We start from the raw sequence: 15,542 nt of genomic DNA, 5'->3' as shown, positions 1-15,542 counted from the left end.
GCTATCCCTCCTGATTCCGTTCGTAAATAATGCGCAATCCTTCCAACGTCAGAAGTGGATCGACTTCTTCTATCGTTTCCGATTCCGTACTAATTAACTCCGCCAGTCCGCCGGTAGCAACAACACGCGGGCTGACCTGAAACTCTTTTCTAATCCGGTTAACGATTCCGTCTACTTGTCCGGCATATCCGTAGATAATGCCTGCCTGCATCGAAGTTACCGGGTTACGGCCAATAACGCTCTTCGGCTTGACCAGTTCAATACGCGGCAGCTTCGCCGCGCGCTGATAAAGCGCTTCTGTCGAGATGCCGATACCCGGAACGATCGCTCCGCCCAGGTAGCTGCCAGAAGCATCGATATAATCAAAGGTTGTAGCCGTGCCAAAATCAACAACAATAAGCGGCGCGCCGTATTTGACGATTCCCGCAACCGAGTTCACGATCCGGTCTGCTCCGACCTCACGCGGATTCTCATAACGGATATTGAGACCCGTCTTAATGCCGGGGCCAACAACGAGCGGCGTCTTGCGCAAATATTTCATACAAAGCTGTTCGAGCGCCCGCATAAGCGGCGGAACAACCGAAGAAATAATAACGCCTTCGATCTGCTCCATCCGGATACCCGCGTAATGGAACAGATTATGAATGTTCATGCCGTATTCATCAACGGTTGCCGAGCGGTTCGTGCTAAGCCGCCAATGGTGCAGCAGATCCTTGCCGTTATAGACGCCCAGAACGATGTTTGTGTTGCCCACATCGATAACTAAAATCACGCAGGAGCGCCTCCTTTTTTCGCATTTAAATCAAGGCTGATATCAAGCGCATTAAACGAGTACGTCAGGCCGCCGACGGAAATGACATCTACGCCGCATGCTGCAATGGTTCTCACCGTATCCAGACGCACATTGCCCGATGCTTCTACAATAACATGCGGCGAGCGCGATTTGATTAGGCCAACGGCCTCCGTCATAAGCGGCGGCGCCATATTATCAAGCATAATAATATCCGCGCCGCATGCCAGCGCTTCCTGTACCTGCTCAAGGGATTCCGCTTCTACCTCAATCTTCATCGTATGAGGAATCGCGGCACGTGATGCCTCAACAGCCTGGCGGATCCCGCCCGCACCCTTGATATGATTATCTTTGATCATAACAGCATCATATAAACCAAAGCGGTGATTAGAACCGCCGCCAACCCGGACGGCATACTTCTCGAGCATCCGGTGGCCCGGTGTTGTTTTACGCGTATCTACCAACCGGACGGGCAAGCCTTCCAGCGCCGCTACAAAAGCATTTGTCTTTGTTGCAATGCCGGAGAGCCGCTGCATCAGGTTAAGCGCGAGACGCTCACCCGTAAGCAGGCTATGGGTACTGCCTTCCACTGTTGCAATAACCGTACCCTTCTCCACATATTGGCCGTCGCTTACTTTCGCTTCGAATTGAAGCGTTGCATCGACCACTTCAAATACGAGACGGGCAACCGGGAGACCGGCAATAATACCGCTCTCCTTCACATGGATCACTGCCGTCGATTGCGAGCCCATTGGAATCGTTGTAGCGGTCGTAATATCCCCGCTGCCGATATCTTCAGCCAGCCAGCTGCGGATCAGCTCGCGCAGGGCATGGTTATAGGTGCCGAACGTTGTATCAAACATGAATAATTCGCTCCTCCGTCATTCCTTGCAGCCGGTGCAGAACGGTATGCTTGCGCCATACCGCATCATTCTTCTCCGGGAAATCATCCCGGAAATGCCCGCCGCGGCTTTCTTCCCGCTGCAGCGCGGATTCCGTTGTCAGAATGGCGCAGGTCAGCAGGTTCGCGAACTCGTATTCCTCCCGTTTGGTCAGAACGGATTGGAAGAACGGCAGCTGCCGTTTCAACTCCTCCAGTCCTCTCCCAAGCCCTTGGGCATTACGGCGAAGACCCGCATACCGTACCATTACCTTCTGCAGCTTCAGCCGCTTCTCTACTACGGCCTGCATAGGCGTGCTCATGCGAGGATGATCAATCTCGATCACCGGCTTCGTCTCCAGCTCAGGCAGCTTAATAATGCTGTCTACAATCCGTTTGCCGAACACAATCGCTTCCGACAGCGAATTGCTGGCAAGGCGGTTCGCGCCATGAACACCCGTAGACGATACTTCTCCGCATGCGAACAGTCTTCTTATATTGGTTTCCCCGTTTAGATCGGTTTTGACTCCACCCATCATATAATGGGCAGCCGGCGCCACCGGAATCCAGTCGGTAGTCAGATCCAGTCCATACTGGAGGCAGAATTCATAAATATTCGGAAAACGATGCTTTACCATATCCGGCGATTCATGAGTAACATCGAGATAGACAAATGTCGACTTCGTCTCTTCCATCTCACTGATAATCGCGCGCGCAACCACATCACGCGGTGCCAGCTCCAGCTGAGGATGGTAGCGTTCCATAAAACGATCGCCGCGGATGTTGCGCAGGACTGCGCCTTCTCCTCGAACGGCCTCCGAGATCAGAAAGCGCGGCGCTCCCGGATAACAAAGCGAAGTCGGATGAAATTGAACAAACTCCATATCCTGAATAAGAGCACCCGCCCGGTAAGCCATGGCAACACCGTCACCTGTCGCTACATCCGGATTTGTCGTATAACGGTACAATTGGCCCGTCCCGCCGGAGCATAGGATCGTTGCTTTACCGCGTACATACAAACGATGTCCGTCAGGCTTCTGCACAATCGCCCCGCAGCATTCGCCGTCTTGCGTGACAAGGTCAATGACAAAATGGTCATCCCATACGTCAATGCCCGGATCCGACGTTGCCTTTTCCGATAAGGCGCGCACAATCTCATAACCAGTCGCATCACCATTGGCATGAAGAATACGGCGCTGACTGTGCGCCCCTTCCTTGGTTAATGCAAACTCGCCATTCTCCAGATCGAACTGCGTTCCCATGCTGATGAGATTGCTGACGCCTTCGGGACCTTCATGAACAAGTACATTAACAGCGTCCTCCGAGCAGAGCCCCGCCCCTGCAATAAGCGTATCCTCGCGGTGATAGGCCGGCGAATCCTCTTCCGAGATAACCGCGGCAATGCCGCCCTGGGCATAACGGGTATTGCTGTCGAGCAGTGATTTCTTCGTAATCATTAAGACCGAATGGTTATTCTCGCTTGCCCGAAGTGCGGTAAAAAGACCGGCGATGCCGGCCCCGATCACAATAACGTCCTTCTCGATTACCGGCAAGTCCTCAATCGACAGATCTACAAGGTATCTTGGTATCATCATCTTCGTAATGCGCCTCCAAGCATAGGAGTAGCGCATGCTCCTCCTATTTAACGAGTAACATGCGCTCCAGGGACTTACGGGCCTGATCCGCAACATGATCTGGAACGTAGATTTGAGGCTGCATGGTTTCTAGGCATTTCACCAGCTTCTTCAAGTTGTTCACTTTCATATTCGGGCAAACCAGATATTTGGATGCAAAATGGAATGTTTTGTCCGGGCTGTCCAGACGAAGCTGGTAACCGGTACCGTCTTCCGTACCTACGATAAACTCCTTACAATCCGATTCTTTGCAATATTTAATAATGGCCGTTGTACTGCCGACAAAATCTCCAAGCTCTACGACTTCAGGGCGGCATTCCGGATGCACAACAAACTGGGCGTTCGGATATTTCGCCTTCATCTCCTCAACGTCTTTCACAGTAAGCATATCATGCGTGTTGCAGTAGCCTTCCCAGATAATCATCTTCTTGTCGGTATTTTGCTGCACATAGTGACCGAGGTTTTTGTCCGGCACCCAGATGACTTCATCGCCTTCAACCGAATTTACGACTTTAACGGCATTGGCCGACGTACAGCAAATATCCGTCTCCGCCTTAATCTCTGCGGAAGAGTTGATATACGTAACGACTGTCGCATTCGGGTGCTGCGCTTTCAGCTTGCGCAGACCGTCCACGTTAACCATGTCGGCCATCGGACAGCCGGCACGTTCGTCGGGAATGATTACGGTTTTGTTAGGAGCAAGAATTTTCGCGCTTTCTCCCATAAAATGAACGCCGCAAAAAACAATAACGTCAGCGTCAGTTTGTGCAGCCTTCTGCGCGAGCAGGAAAGAGTCCCCGCGGAAATCGGCCACCTCTTGAATTTCATCACGTTGATAATAATGGGCAAGAATGATGGCATTGCGTTCCTTCTTCAATTGCATGAGCCTTTCACGCAGTTCACGATTCTGTTCCGCCTTGCGTTCCAGCGCCAGTGCTTCCACAGTTGATCCTCTCCTCTTATGAGGGATGGGCGATAAGTCCCATTCCGATTATGGCTATCCAGACTTTGTGAATTGATGCACAAACTATTTCAAAGTCAATGGCCTATTTATGATTCTTTTGTTAAGGTTTAATTTACTCCAGGTACAGGATGCTGTCAATGTATTAAATAATAAAAAAACCTCTTCCCCGCAGCAAATTTTGCATAAGGCGGAGAAGAGGGCTTTAATAGCTGCTTCAGCAGGACCTGGCTACCTTTTCGCCGGATCATACGGCTCGCCAAGCGCGCTTGGCGCCGACGAACGTCCCACTGCACCTGCAAGGACAATAAGTGTCAGCAGGTACGGCAGCATATAGAAAAATTCATTCGGAATATGATGCGACCATTCGAACAGCTGAGCCCAGTTGCGGAGCGCCTGTGCCATCCCGAAGAAGATCGCCGCGCCGGCTACACCAAGCGGATTCCACTTGCCGAAAATAACGGCCGCAATAGCGATAAAGCCTTGCCCGGAAATCGTGTTGTGCGCGAAGTTGCTTGTTGTTGTCAGGGCAATGGTTGCCCCGCCAAGTCCGGCTAATGCGCCACTCAGCATAACCCCGATGTAACGGTACTTCGTTACGCTGATGCCGACCGTATCGGCCGAGCTTGGATGCTCGCCCACCGCGCGGAGGCGAAGACCAAAGGTTGTGCGGTAGAGCACAATATAGCTAAGAATAACGACCCCAATGACAATATAAGTGGTCGGGTAAGCAGTGAAGATGCCTTTGCCGAGCAACGGAATATCGGACAGCCACGGAATCGCTACCGGATTAAATACGTACTCCAGAGTTGTTGTCTGCCCGGAGCCCTCGTACAGGCTCTTCGTCAAATAGATAGCTAGACCGGCTGCCAGGATATTAATAACAACCCCAACAATGGTCTGGTCCGCACGGAACGTAATGGTTGCTACAGCATGCAGCAGCGAGACCACCAGCCCTAAGACGAGACCGGCAATCAGCCCGATCCATGGAGCACCACGCGTCATTCCACCCTGGATGGCTTGATCCGCAAATACGGCAGCCCCAAACGCGCCGGCAATCATGAGACCTTCAAGGCCGATATTAACAACACCTGACCGTTCAGAGAACAGGCCGCCAAGACCGGTGAAGATGAGCGCCGTCGAGAAGACTAGCGTAATGCTTATTAATTGACCAATCGTATCGATTGCGTTCATCGCGCACCGCCTCCTTCCGACTTGCCTTTATTCGAACGGCGAATCATAAATGGCTTCAGGAAGAACTTCACAAGTCCATGCGAAGCAACAAAGAAAATAATTGAACCGATAACGATACGGACAATCTCAGGCGGTACATTCGCTCCAAAGCTCATACCGGCTGAGCCGTAGCTGAGGCCGCCGAACAGTACTGCGCCAAGGAATACTCCGATTGGGGTGTTACCGCCAAGCAAAGCAACCGCGATTCCATCAAATCCGTAACCCCATGAAGCAGCCATAACCGTCTGGTAACCAAAGACGCCGAGAATCTCGAACACGCCGCCAAGACCGGCGAACACCCCGCTGATGAACATCGAGGTAACAATCGTACGGTTAACGTTCATGCCTGCATAAAGTGCTGCGTTCGGGTTGAGACCGACCGCGCGGAGCTCGTAGCCTTTTTTCGTACGCCACAGGATGACATAAAACACAATCAGGCCGATAATCGCAAACAGCGTTCCCCAGTGCATCCGCGCGTTACCCATACTTTCGGACAGCCATTTGATCGACACAAGCGCCGATTCATGAATCGGCTTCGACTTCTGCTGGCCCTCCATAACGAGATAAGTACCAACGATATAGTTAGACAGGAAAAGCGCGATCCAGTTCAGCATAATCGAGGAGATAACTTCGTTGACGCCTCGCGCCGCCTTCAGGTAGCCGGAGAGCGCCGCCCACAGGCCGCCAAACAAACCGCCTACGATAATCGCCAGGGGAGCATGAAGGTACCAAGGAAGATCAAGCGTTACCCCGACAATCGTCGCCCCTGTCATGCCCATCATAAACTGGCCTTCTGCACCGATATTGAAAAGGCCTGTACGGAAAGCAAAGGCTACAGCAATACCGGTAAAGATAAGAGGCGTAATCGCACGAATCGCTTCACCCATATCATAAGGGCTGCCAAACAGCTTCTTCACGAGGGAAGAGTAGGCAAGCCATGGGTCGTAACCGCCGGCAAGCATCGCAAGCGCACCGCACAAGAGACCAAGAACGATCGCGACAAGCGGTACCAGGAAGGAGGACTTGTCAAATATTTTTCTCATCGTATTCATGATGTTCTAGTCCCTCCCTTCTGCTGACGCAGCTGCAGCTGCATCGCCCGCCATCATCAGTCCAAGCTGCTGATCATCGCGATGATCGGCATCCACTTCACCCATTAAACGTCCTTCGTACATAACCGCAATCCGGTCGGACAAGGAATACAGCTCATCCAGCTCAAACGAAATGAGCAGAATCGCTTTGCCTTGATTGCGGGCTTCCACGAGCCGCTTATGTACATATTCAATCGCGCCAATATCGAGACCACGCGTCGGCTGTACGGCAATAAGCAGATCCGGGTTCTTCCACAGCTCCCGGGCGATAATCGCCTTCTGCTGGTTACCGCCTGAGAGCGACCGGGCCTTCGCATGGATACCGGAGCCGCGGACATCAAATTCAGTAACAAGTTTATTGGCCAGCAAATCCATCGCTTTAAAATCAATAAAGCCGTTCTTGCCAAACTGCGGGTCGAAATAACTGCCGAGAATCATATTCTCGCTCAGCGTGAAATCAAGCACCAGGCCATGCTTATGCCGGTCCTCCGGAATATGGCTGACACCGGAGAGCGAAACTTGACGCGGCGTACGGTTCGTTATATCCTTGCCATTCAATTGAACGCTGCCACCGCTTACCCCACGCATACCCGTAATGGCATAGACGAGCTCGCTTTGACCGTTTCCGTCTACCCCTGCAATGCCAAGTATTTCGCCGGCCCGGATATCAAAGCTGATACCATCAAGCACCTGTCTGCCTTGGTCGCCTTTCATCCGCAGGGAATCTACGGACAGCACAACATCGCCAGGCTCCTGTTTCGATTTCTCGACTTCGAAGGTGACGTCTCTGCCGACCATCAGTTCGGCCAAATGCCGTTCATTGGTTTCCGAAGTTGGAAGAGTACGAATAACCTTCCCTCTGCGGATAACCGTTACCGTATCTGCCAGCGCCATAACTTCCTTCAGCTTATGGGTAATCAGTATGATGGATTTCCCCTCTGCCGACAGGTTGCGCAAAATTTCAATAAGCTCTTCAATTTCTTGAACCGTCAGGACGGCTGTAGGTTCATCAAAGATCAGAATATCGGCACCACGGTACAAGGTCTTCAAGATTTCTACCCGCTGCTGCATGCCAACCGTAATATCTTTAATCCGCATCTGCGGATCTACTTTCAATCCGTAACGTTCGGACAGATCCCGAACTTTCTGATTTGCTTTTCTATATTTCAAAAAACCAAATTTCGATGGCTCGTTGCCGAGCACGATATTTTCTGCAACCGTAAACGGCTGCACCAGCTTGAAATGCTGATGGACCATACCAATTCCAAGTTCAATTGCTTTACCTGCCCCGTCAATTACGGTCTTATTGCCATTAACCCAAATCTCGCCTTCTTCCGGCTGATACAAGCCGAACAGAATATTCATCAACGTAGATTTCCCTGCCCCGTTCTCGCCAAGCAGAGCGTGAATCTCGCCTTTTTTCAATTCAAAATTGATGTTGTCATTGGCCACTAACCCTGGAAAACGCTTCGTTATCCCTTTCAGTTCAACAGCCGTTGTGCTCCGGACCATTCCTTCATCATCCCCCCGGGTTTCTACCTGTATGGCAAAAAAGGACAAGACCGGCTTCAAGCCGGCCTTGCCTTGACACAGCGACATTAAATAATTTTCCTCGATCGAAAATTATTCAGTAGGCACTGTAATCTCGCCGCTGATGATTTTTTGTTTGTACTCTTCTACTTTTGCAAGAACATCAGCAGGTACGTTCTTCGTGGAAGTCTCAGGCAAGCCTACGCCATTGTCTTTCAAACCAAGCGTAACGACTTGACCGCCTTTCCAGTTGCCGTCGATCAGATCTTTCGATACTTTATATACGGCAGCTTCTACACCTTTCATCATCGAAGTCAGCGTAATTTCATCGCCGAATTCAAGCGATTGGTCTTTGTCAACGCCGATTACCCATACATCTTTACCCGCGTCTTTACGGGATTTCGCTTCGTTAAACACACCGTTACCGGATGCGCCGGACGCATGGAAGATGATGTCGACGCCAGCGTCATACATCGTTGCAGCCGCTTGCTTTCCAAGGTCAGGCTTGGAGAAGTCGCCTACATAGTTGATTTTCAAACCTTTTGCAGCTTCAGGGTTAACAGCTTCGATACCGGCTTTAAAGCCCGCTTCGAACTTTTTGATAACCGGAATCTTCATACCGCCTACGAAACCGATTTTATTTGTTTTTGTCATCAGACCAGCAACCACGCCTACGAGGTAGGAGCCTTCGTTCTCTGCGAACGCAACCGATTCAACATTTGGCAGTGCTTCAGTTGGCGTTGCATCAATTAGTCCAAACTTGGAGTCCGGGTTTTCCTTGGCTACCTTAGTCATCGCATCCGAAAAGAGGAAACCAATGCCCCAAGTCAGATCGTATTTCTCGGATACGAACGCCCTCAGGTTAGGCTCCATATCCGCATCGCTTTTACTTTCAAGATATTTAGTCTCTGCGCCGGTATCAGCTGTTACTTTCTTCAGAGCTTCCCATGCGCTTTGGTTAAAGGATTTGTCATTAACGCCGCCCACGTCTGTGGCCATTCCGATCTTCAGCTTGGAAGCCGGCGCTTCAGAATTTCCTGGGGATGCAGCACCTTCGTTGCTGCCTGTGTTAGAGTTATTGGCACCGTTATCGCTCTTGCTTCCGCATGCGGACAAGACAACTGTCAGCGCCAGGATGATCATAAGCATTAAGCCAACCTGTTTTTTCATTCTTTTTCTCTCCCCTGCTTTTTATTTTTTAGGGCAATTGCACTATCTTTATTATTCTTGATGTCCACCGCCACTATTCTCCTAATTATAATTACAATCTAACAGCCGTCAATCACATTATGTCAACTAATTTGACACAGAAATTATGTTCACAAACAACTGCCTTAATTATGTAACATTTGTGCGCGTTTGTTCGGAATATTCGCAATGATTACTCCCCTATTGCCCATGTTTCTGCTTCTTATTACCCCTAATACCCGAACGCAAAACAAAAAACAGCTGTCCTTCGTTTGCTTTTGAGCAAACATAGGACAGCTGTTCGATGATTAAGATCCTTTGTTAGGGTCTTCGTCGTCTGGTTTTTGCTCATCCAGTTCAGGAGGCGTAATCTCGCCTGCATCACGGGTTTGAATGCGGACTTTCACGCCGCCAATCGTATCCACGATTGGCTCGGAAGCCGATTCCGCCGCAGCGCTTCCTTCACCTGTAGGCTCATCTCCGCCTGCAAGTTCTCCGGATTCAATCAAATTCTTGATTTGCTCAAGCTCAAGCGTTTCTTCTTTAAGCAGTGTTTGAGCGATCAGATGTACTTCTCTGCTCTTCTCCGTCAACAACTGCTTCGCACGATTGTAGCAATCATTGACAAAGTTTTGCATTTCTTGATCAATCTCATAAGCGATCTTATCCGAGTAGTTCTGCTCGTGACCAAGATCTCTGCCGAGGAATACCTGGCCTTGCGATTGGCCGAACTGCATTGGACCAAGCTTTTCGCTCATACCGTATTCCATAATCATGCTGCGGACGATACCCGTTGCCTGCTTGAAGTCGCTGTATGCGCCAGTACCAATCTCGCCGATAAACAATTCCTCAGCAACACGTCCGCCCAGCAAACCGGTTACTTTATCGAGCAGCTCCTGCTTCGTTACGAGCATGCGGTCTTCTTTAGGAAGCATAATGACGTAACCGCCGGCGCGGCCGCGAGGAATAATTGTAACTTTATGAACCATGTCGGCGTGCTCCAGGAAGTAGCCGACAATCGTATGGCCTGCTTCGTGGTATGCGACGATACGTTTCTCACGATCGCTGATGACACGGCTCTTCTTCTCCGTACCAACGATAACGCGGTCAATCGCTTCATCAACCTCTTGCATGGCAATATCTTTCTTGTTGCGGCGGGCGGCAAGAAGGGCTGCTTCATTCAGCAGGTTCTCCAGATCCGCACCGGTAAAGCCTGTCGTACGCTTCGCAATGACATCCAGCTTAACATCCTTATTAAGCGGCTTATTGCGGGCATGTACTTTAAGGACTGCTTCGCGTCCTTTTACGTCAGGGCGGTCAACCGTAATTTGACGGTCGAAGCGTCCCGGACGAAGAAGTGCTGGGTCAAGAATATCCGGACGGTTCGTCGCAGCGACGATGATAATGCCTTCATTTGCACCAAAGCCGTCCATTTCAACGAGCAACTGGTTGAGCGTTTGCTCACGCTCGTCATGTCCGCCGCCAAGTCCGGCGCCGCGCTGACGGCCAACCGCATCGATCTCGTCAATGAAGATAATACATGGAGCATTTTTCTTCGCATTCTCGAACAAGTCGCGGACACGGGATGCACCCACACCAACGAACATTTCCACGAAGTCCGAACCGGAGATGCTGAAGAACGGCACGCCTGCCTCACCGGCTACTGCGCGGGCAAGGAGCGTTTTACCCGTACCCGGAGGACCAACAAGCAATACGCCCTTCGGAATACGCGCGCCTACCAGGTTAAACTTACGAGGATCCTTCAGGAAGTCGACAACTTCGACAAGCTCTTGCTTCTCTTCGTCGGCACCTGCCACATCCTCAAACGTGATGCGTTTCTTCTCTTCGTTGTAAAGCCTTGCACGGCTCTTGCCAAAGTTCATCACTTTGCCGCCGCCGCCCTGGGCTTGATTCATCAGGAAGAAGAACAAAATAAATATGATCACAAAAGGAATTATGGAAGTAAGGAACGTAAGCCAGATGCTGGGTGTATCCATAGGCTTATAGTTCAGTTTAAATCCATATTGCTCTTCTGCAGCGAGAATATCTTCTCCCGCTTCCAGACCGATCCGTGCGGAGAAATTCTTTTCTCCATTTTTGGTGTCCGCAGGCGGCTCTTTATATTTACCTGAAACCAAATAAGTATAACCATCGTACTTCACGGTCAGCTCTTCAACATTGTTGGAACTGATCGCCTGGCGAAGCTGATCGTAACGAATTCCGACGGTAGTATTATTTTGGCTGCTGATAAACTGAATAATCCCAACCGTTACTAAAAAGATGATCAAATAAAATCCAGTATTACGGATGATCCGATTCATCCCCTACCTCCTCTCAAGACGCTTCTAATATTTTAACATAGCATGACTTTCCATCTCAATAGAACCAAAGGCGAGGGCGAGACATGCCGGTTTAACCGCAAATACTATTTCTCGTAAACTTCCGGCTTCAGAATGCCGATGAACGGAAGGTTGCGGTATTTCTCTGCGTAATCAAGGCCGTAGCCGACAACAAACTCATCCGGCAGCGAGAAGCCGGTGTAGTCCGCTTCCAGATCAACCGAACGGCGCGCAGGCTTATCGAACAGCGTAGCAACCGTTACCGACTTGGCATTGCGGCGCTCCAGCACATCGATCAGATAGCTCAGCGTCAGACCGCTGTCGATAATATCTTCGACGATCAGGACGTCACGCCCTTCTACAGAAGCATCAAGATCTTTAATAATCTTGACCACGCCCGACGATTTGGTCGAAGCACCGTAGCTCGATACCGCCATAAAGTCGATCTCAAGTTTAATCGGCATCTCTTTGACCAGGTCAGACATGAATATAAATGCACCTTTAAGGACGCAAATAACGAGCGGATTGCGCCCGTCGAAGTCGCGGCTAAGCGTCTCCCCGAGCTCTTTCACCTTCGCTCTGATTTGTCCTTCATCATAGAGAACCTCTTTAATATCGTTCAACAAAATGTAAATCCTCCCATATCTTTCACTTTATAATTATGAATACAGCAGTGCTTCTTATTCGTTCTCCATGCGAATGAACAGGAAGTCCGTTGTCTCATGACCGGTTAGCGCATGGCTCGAACGTCGGATGCCCGGAACCCAGAGCAGGCGGTCCTCCGCATCAACAAGCAGCGGATAGCGCTCACGCTCGGACGGCGCGATCTTTTCGTCAACGAACATATCTTGCACTTTTTTGGAGCCGTTTAATCCTAAAACTTGAATTCGGTCGCCGGGCAGCCGATTACGTACCTTAAGCGGAAAAACGAGTTTGTCTGCGTCAAAGCAAACTTCGTTCCTTCCTGCCGGCATCACCGCTTCGCCCCGCTTCTGCCATTCCATATACAGCGTTCGTCCGCCGGCCGTTAAATCCACCGCTCCGGAATTGCGTGATATGGAATACGCGTAGCCTTCTTCAAGCGATTCCGATGCGTTCAGCACTCGCACCCACCGCATGCTGCTATACTCACGGATGCACCGAACGCCCGAGCCCGCATCATAGCGCCAGGTACTCGGGGCTACAGGAGCTGCCGCAAGCCGCATCTTCTCAATTGCGTCAAAGGAGGCAATTTCTGCATCCTTCGAAAGATAATTTAATATTAGTTTAATCAATCTTCTTTGTAAAGCGACATGAAGGCCGTTCAGCATGCCGGCGTCTACCTTGCATTCATCCGGGGCTGATGTCACAAGCGTTGCAAACAGCCGTTGCCCTTCATGCTCCATCCAGTCATCCTCTGCCCCCGCCACATCGGCGATCCGACGAAGCGAGTGGGTAAGCTGAGGGTTAAATTGTGAAAGATAAGGAATAACATCAAGCCGAACGACGTTTCGGAAATAATATCGCTCATTGTTGCTGCTGTCGAGGCAATAAGGAATATCCTGCCCGGAGCAATAACGCACAATGTCTGACTTGTTCATACGAAGTAATGGCCGTATAAGTTCCACGTTTTTTTCTTGCCGTTTGGCAGCCATGCCTGCAAGGCCGGTAAGACCTGCGCCGCGGATGACACGCATGAGCACCGTCTCCGCCTGGTCATCAGCGTGATGAGCAAGCGCAATGGCAGATGCGCCATATTTTGCTGCTGTCTCATGCAGAAAAGCGTAACGCTTCTCGCGTGCAGCAGACTGGGCGTTCATTCCTGTTTCTTCTATGTATGCGGGCATATCCAGCTCAATCATCTCAAAGGATATACCCAGCTGCGCCGCATATTGGCGGACAACCTCCGCCTCCTGCCGCGATGCCTCCTTGCGGAAGCCATGATTCACATGGGCGGCAATAATCGTAAGCTGATCCTGCCGTGCCGCCATGCAGAGCAAATGAAGCAGAGCCATCGAATCGGGACCGCCCGATACAGCGGCCACGATCCGGTCGCCCTTCGACCATAGCTGTTCAGTCGCCGCGCACTTCATCATTTCAGTCAGCAGCTTATGGTCCCCCGTTTCCATATGCGTATGTATCTCCCCGTTCCCTTCATTTTAGTTTCCTGTTTCTTCTATATACCTCTTATATACCACTGCGAAGCAGCCAGTAAACCGAGATGCCCAGCACAACCGCTGATACAGCCGCAAGTCCCTTTAACCATCCGGGTGTCTTTGAGCTTTTTACTCTCGTATCCTTCCGGTGCAGCAGCCTGCGCCAGGCTTCTACGCCTTCTGAAGCATCGTAAAACCGTCCGGCCATAGCCTGCTTCAACCATCCCGCTACGGGAGACAGCCCCTTGCACTCACTAATCAAACGTTCCAGCTCTTCGACCGAACGCGTCTGCGGCAGTCCTCCCGTCAGCGCTTGAAGCTTCTTTGGCTCATGAAGCATGATGCACAGCAGCGCAAAGGAGAACAGATCATATCTGGCGTCCGCTGAACGCGAGCCTGCATTCCAGAAGCCTCGGTCATAAATCTCGGTAAACTGACGAATGCCCTTGCCCATTGCCGTAACACCGCCATAATCAACAAGCTCCACATACCCGTAGTCGGCTACCAGCACATTATCAATCTTGAGATCGCCAAATACCCAGCCCTTACGGTGAAGCTCGGCAAGCTTGCCAAGCAGGTTAAGCCCGATAAGCGGAAACCACTCCGGCCCGTTCTTGGCCAAAAAATCAGAAATCGTTACTCCGCGCACGTATCTCATAATATAGAAGGGATACTCTTTGCCGTCAGGTCCAAACAGATCGTCCACTTCATAGAGGTAAGTCTGCTTCCGGTCCTGCTTCTCAAGCGCCTGCAGAACGTTAATCTCTGACTGCAAATCAATCGCATCCATTCCTACCTTAAGCGCGCACCAGCCGCGGTCGGCATGAACGAGATATACTTTGCCGTTCGCTCCCTCTCCAAGCAGCCGCTCGACACGATAACGGGAGTGCTTCCATTTGCCCGTTATAATAGCACCGCGGCGGAGACTTAACTTAAACGACGTAGTCACTCATCATCCCATCCGTTTCATCGTCTCTACCCTTCTTACCATAATCCCCCTGCCGGTAAAAATCAATGACCTGCATAATCGCAGGACCTGTAGGCGTTGTTCCGCTCATGGGAAATTTCGAAAATATAGAAGAAATACCTTTCAAATTATCGGTCCAATCCAAATCCAGCTTACAGTCCTCTCCATACTTGCTGCTTGGAAAATGGAACACCGCAATTTCGCTATGCCCTTGGCGTGCCTGCAGGCTCAGCATCAGGTCGTGTATCGCTTCCTCTACTGCGCGAAGCTTCGGCTTCATGCTGGCACTCGCATCAATGAGCAGCGCAACCTGCAGCTTGGAGGTTTCCCCGAGCTCGTCAATAACACGGACGACCTCACTCCGCTTCTCTGGAGGGAGCGCTTCGATCGAGCCGTTGCCGAGCACCTGCTTCAGTTCCTTCTGTACAGCCAGCTGTATCGTTTGGACCGCTGTTTTCCGCGTCATCATTTGAACCGTCTGCGACAGCTGCCGCATATTCACAAGCCTGCTAAGGCCTCCACCGGCACGGGCAATTTCTTCAATCTCGGATGCACCGAGCTCTCCTACATCACCATAATCCAGGATGCCCACGACATTGAGGGCAATCCCTTCGGCTTTAGCATGTGCTGCCGCTACAACCGGACTCATCCCGACATTGGAGCAGCCATCTGTTACCAGCAATATTTGCTTCATTATTCTTCACAGCCTCCTATTCAAACAAGCATAACCTCTCTATCAGTTTTGCCGTTTGAAGCGAGGGATAAACCGCTAGATTACCCTATTTCCCGAGAAA

General features: G+C 50.8%; 13 protein-coding genes. All 13 read right to left on the bottom strand.

Annotated features, from left to right (window positions below):
* Position 1: 1 nt before the first annotated feature.
* Positions 2-772, bottom strand: coding sequence for a type III pantothenate kinase (locus tag BM200_RS28365; protein WP_091190588.1), 771 nt, complete (start codon positions 770-772; stop codon positions 2-4).
* A complete protein-coding gene (nadC, locus tag BM200_RS28360) occupies positions 769-1,653 on the bottom strand; it encodes a carboxylating nicotinate-nucleotide diphosphorylase (protein ID WP_091190586.1) in 885 nt (294 codons plus the stop codon). The genes BM200_RS28365 and nadC overlap by 4 nt, the downstream gene beginning before the upstream one ends.
* Positions 1,646-3,262, bottom strand: coding sequence for an L-aspartate oxidase (nadB, locus tag BM200_RS28355; RefSeq protein WP_091190629.1), 1,617 nt, complete (start codon positions 3,260-3,262; stop codon positions 1,646-1,648). Before nadB ends, nadC begins: the two co-directional genes overlap by 8 nt.
* Before the next feature lie 46 nt (positions 3,263-3,308).
* Positions 3,309-4,247 (bottom strand): quinolinate synthase NadA, encoded by a 939-nt coding sequence (gene nadA, locus BM200_RS28350; RefSeq protein WP_091190584.1) that lies wholly within the window; start codon positions 4,245-4,247, stop codon positions 3,309-3,311.
* 249 nt (positions 4,248-4,496) lie between these two features.
* Positions 4,497-5,459, bottom strand: a complete 963-nt coding sequence (locus BM200_RS28345; protein WP_091190581.1) for an ABC transporter permease — start codon at positions 5,457-5,459, stop codon at positions 4,497-4,499.
* Positions 5,456-6,550 carry an ABC transporter permease gene (locus BM200_RS28340; RefSeq protein ID WP_091190578.1) on the bottom strand — a complete coding sequence of 365 codons (1,095 nt, stop codon included), beginning with the start codon at positions 6,548-6,550 and terminating at the stop codon, positions 5,456-5,458. The genes BM200_RS28345 and BM200_RS28340 overlap by 4 nt, the downstream gene beginning before the upstream one ends.
* Positions 6,551-6,556: 6 nt before the next feature.
* Positions 6,557-8,101, bottom strand: coding sequence for an ABC transporter ATP-binding protein (locus tag BM200_RS28335; RefSeq protein ID WP_091190627.1), 1,545 nt, complete (start codon positions 8,099-8,101; stop codon positions 6,557-6,559).
* 111 nt (positions 8,102-8,212) lie between these two features.
* On the bottom strand, positions 8,213-9,289 hold the full coding sequence (locus BM200_RS28330) for a BMP family lipoprotein (RefSeq protein WP_091190576.1): 1,077 nt from the start codon (positions 9,287-9,289) through the stop codon (positions 8,213-8,215).
* A 326-nt stretch (positions 9,290-9,615) separates the two neighbouring features.
* On the bottom strand, positions 9,616-11,628 hold the full coding sequence (gene ftsH / locus BM200_RS28325) for an ATP-dependent zinc metalloprotease FtsH (protein WP_091190574.1): 2,013 nt from the start codon (positions 11,626-11,628) through the stop codon (positions 9,616-9,618).
* Positions 11,629-11,732: 104 nt separating this feature from the next.
* Positions 11,733-12,272 (bottom strand): hypoxanthine phosphoribosyltransferase, encoded by a 540-nt coding sequence (hpt, locus tag BM200_RS28320; RefSeq protein WP_091190571.1) that lies wholly within the window; start codon positions 12,270-12,272, stop codon positions 11,733-11,735.
* Positions 12,273-12,326: 54 nt separating this feature from the next.
* On the bottom strand, positions 12,327-13,754 hold the full coding sequence (gene tilS / locus BM200_RS28315; RefSeq protein WP_091190570.1) for a tRNA lysidine(34) synthetase TilS: 1,428 nt from the start codon (positions 13,752-13,754) through the stop codon (positions 12,327-12,329).
* A 58-nt stretch (positions 13,755-13,812) separates the two neighbouring features.
* Entirely contained in the window at positions 13,813-14,730 is a 918-nt protein-coding gene (locus BM200_RS28310) for a serine/threonine protein kinase (RefSeq protein WP_091190568.1), read from the bottom strand.
* Positions 14,714-15,442 carry a vWA domain-containing protein gene (locus BM200_RS28305; RefSeq protein ID WP_091190566.1) on the bottom strand — a complete coding sequence of 243 codons (729 nt, stop codon included), beginning with the start codon at positions 15,440-15,442 and terminating at the stop codon, positions 14,714-14,716. Before BM200_RS28305 ends, BM200_RS28310 begins: the two co-directional genes overlap by 17 nt.
* Between the last annotated feature and the right edge of the window lie 100 nt (positions 15,443-15,542).

Origin of the sequence: Paenibacillus catalpae, assembly GCF_900112695.1 — a bacterium.
In the GTDB taxonomy this organism is placed as follows: domain Bacteria; phylum Bacillota; class Bacilli; order Paenibacillales; family Paenibacillaceae; genus Pristimantibacillus; species Pristimantibacillus catalpae.
The sequence above is the reverse complement of the archived record's forward strand: the minus strand, read 5'-3'. Positions and strand labels throughout refer to the sequence as shown.

What these genes read in the sequence shown, in the direction of transcription:
- nadC (WP_091190586.1), bottom strand. Translation starts at nt 1,653, where the DNA reads ATGTTTGATACAACGTTCGGCACCTATAACCATGCCCTGCGCGAGCTG.
- nadB (WP_091190629.1), bottom strand. Translation starts at nt 3,262, where the DNA reads ATGATACCAAGATACCTTGTAGATCTGTCGATTGAGGACTTGCCGGTA.
- BM200_RS28345 (WP_091190581.1), bottom strand. Translation starts at nt 5,459, where the DNA reads ATGAACGCAATCGATACGATTGGTCAATTAATAAGCATTACGCTAGTC.
- BM200_RS28340 (WP_091190578.1), bottom strand. Translation starts at nt 6,550, where the DNA reads ATGAATACGATGAGAAAAATATTTGACAAGTCCTCCTTCCTGGTACCG.
- BM200_RS28335 (WP_091190627.1), bottom strand. Translation starts at nt 8,101, where the DNA reads ATGGTCCGGAGCACAACGGCTGTTGAACTGAAAGGGATAACGAAGCGT.
- BM200_RS28330 (WP_091190576.1), bottom strand. Translation starts at nt 9,289, where the DNA reads ATGAAAAAACAGGTTGGCTTAATGCTTATGATCATCCTGGCGCTGACA.
- ftsH (WP_091190574.1), bottom strand. Translation starts at nt 11,628, where the DNA reads ATGAATCGGATCATCCGTAATACTGGATTTTATTTGATCATCTTTTTA.
- tilS (WP_091190570.1), bottom strand. Translation starts at nt 13,754, where the DNA reads ATGGAAACGGGGGACCATAAGCTGCTGACTGAAATGATGAAGTGCGCG.
- BM200_RS28305 (WP_091190566.1), bottom strand. Translation starts at nt 15,442, where the DNA reads ATGAAGCAAATATTGCTGGTAACAGATGGCTGCTCCAATGTCGGGATG.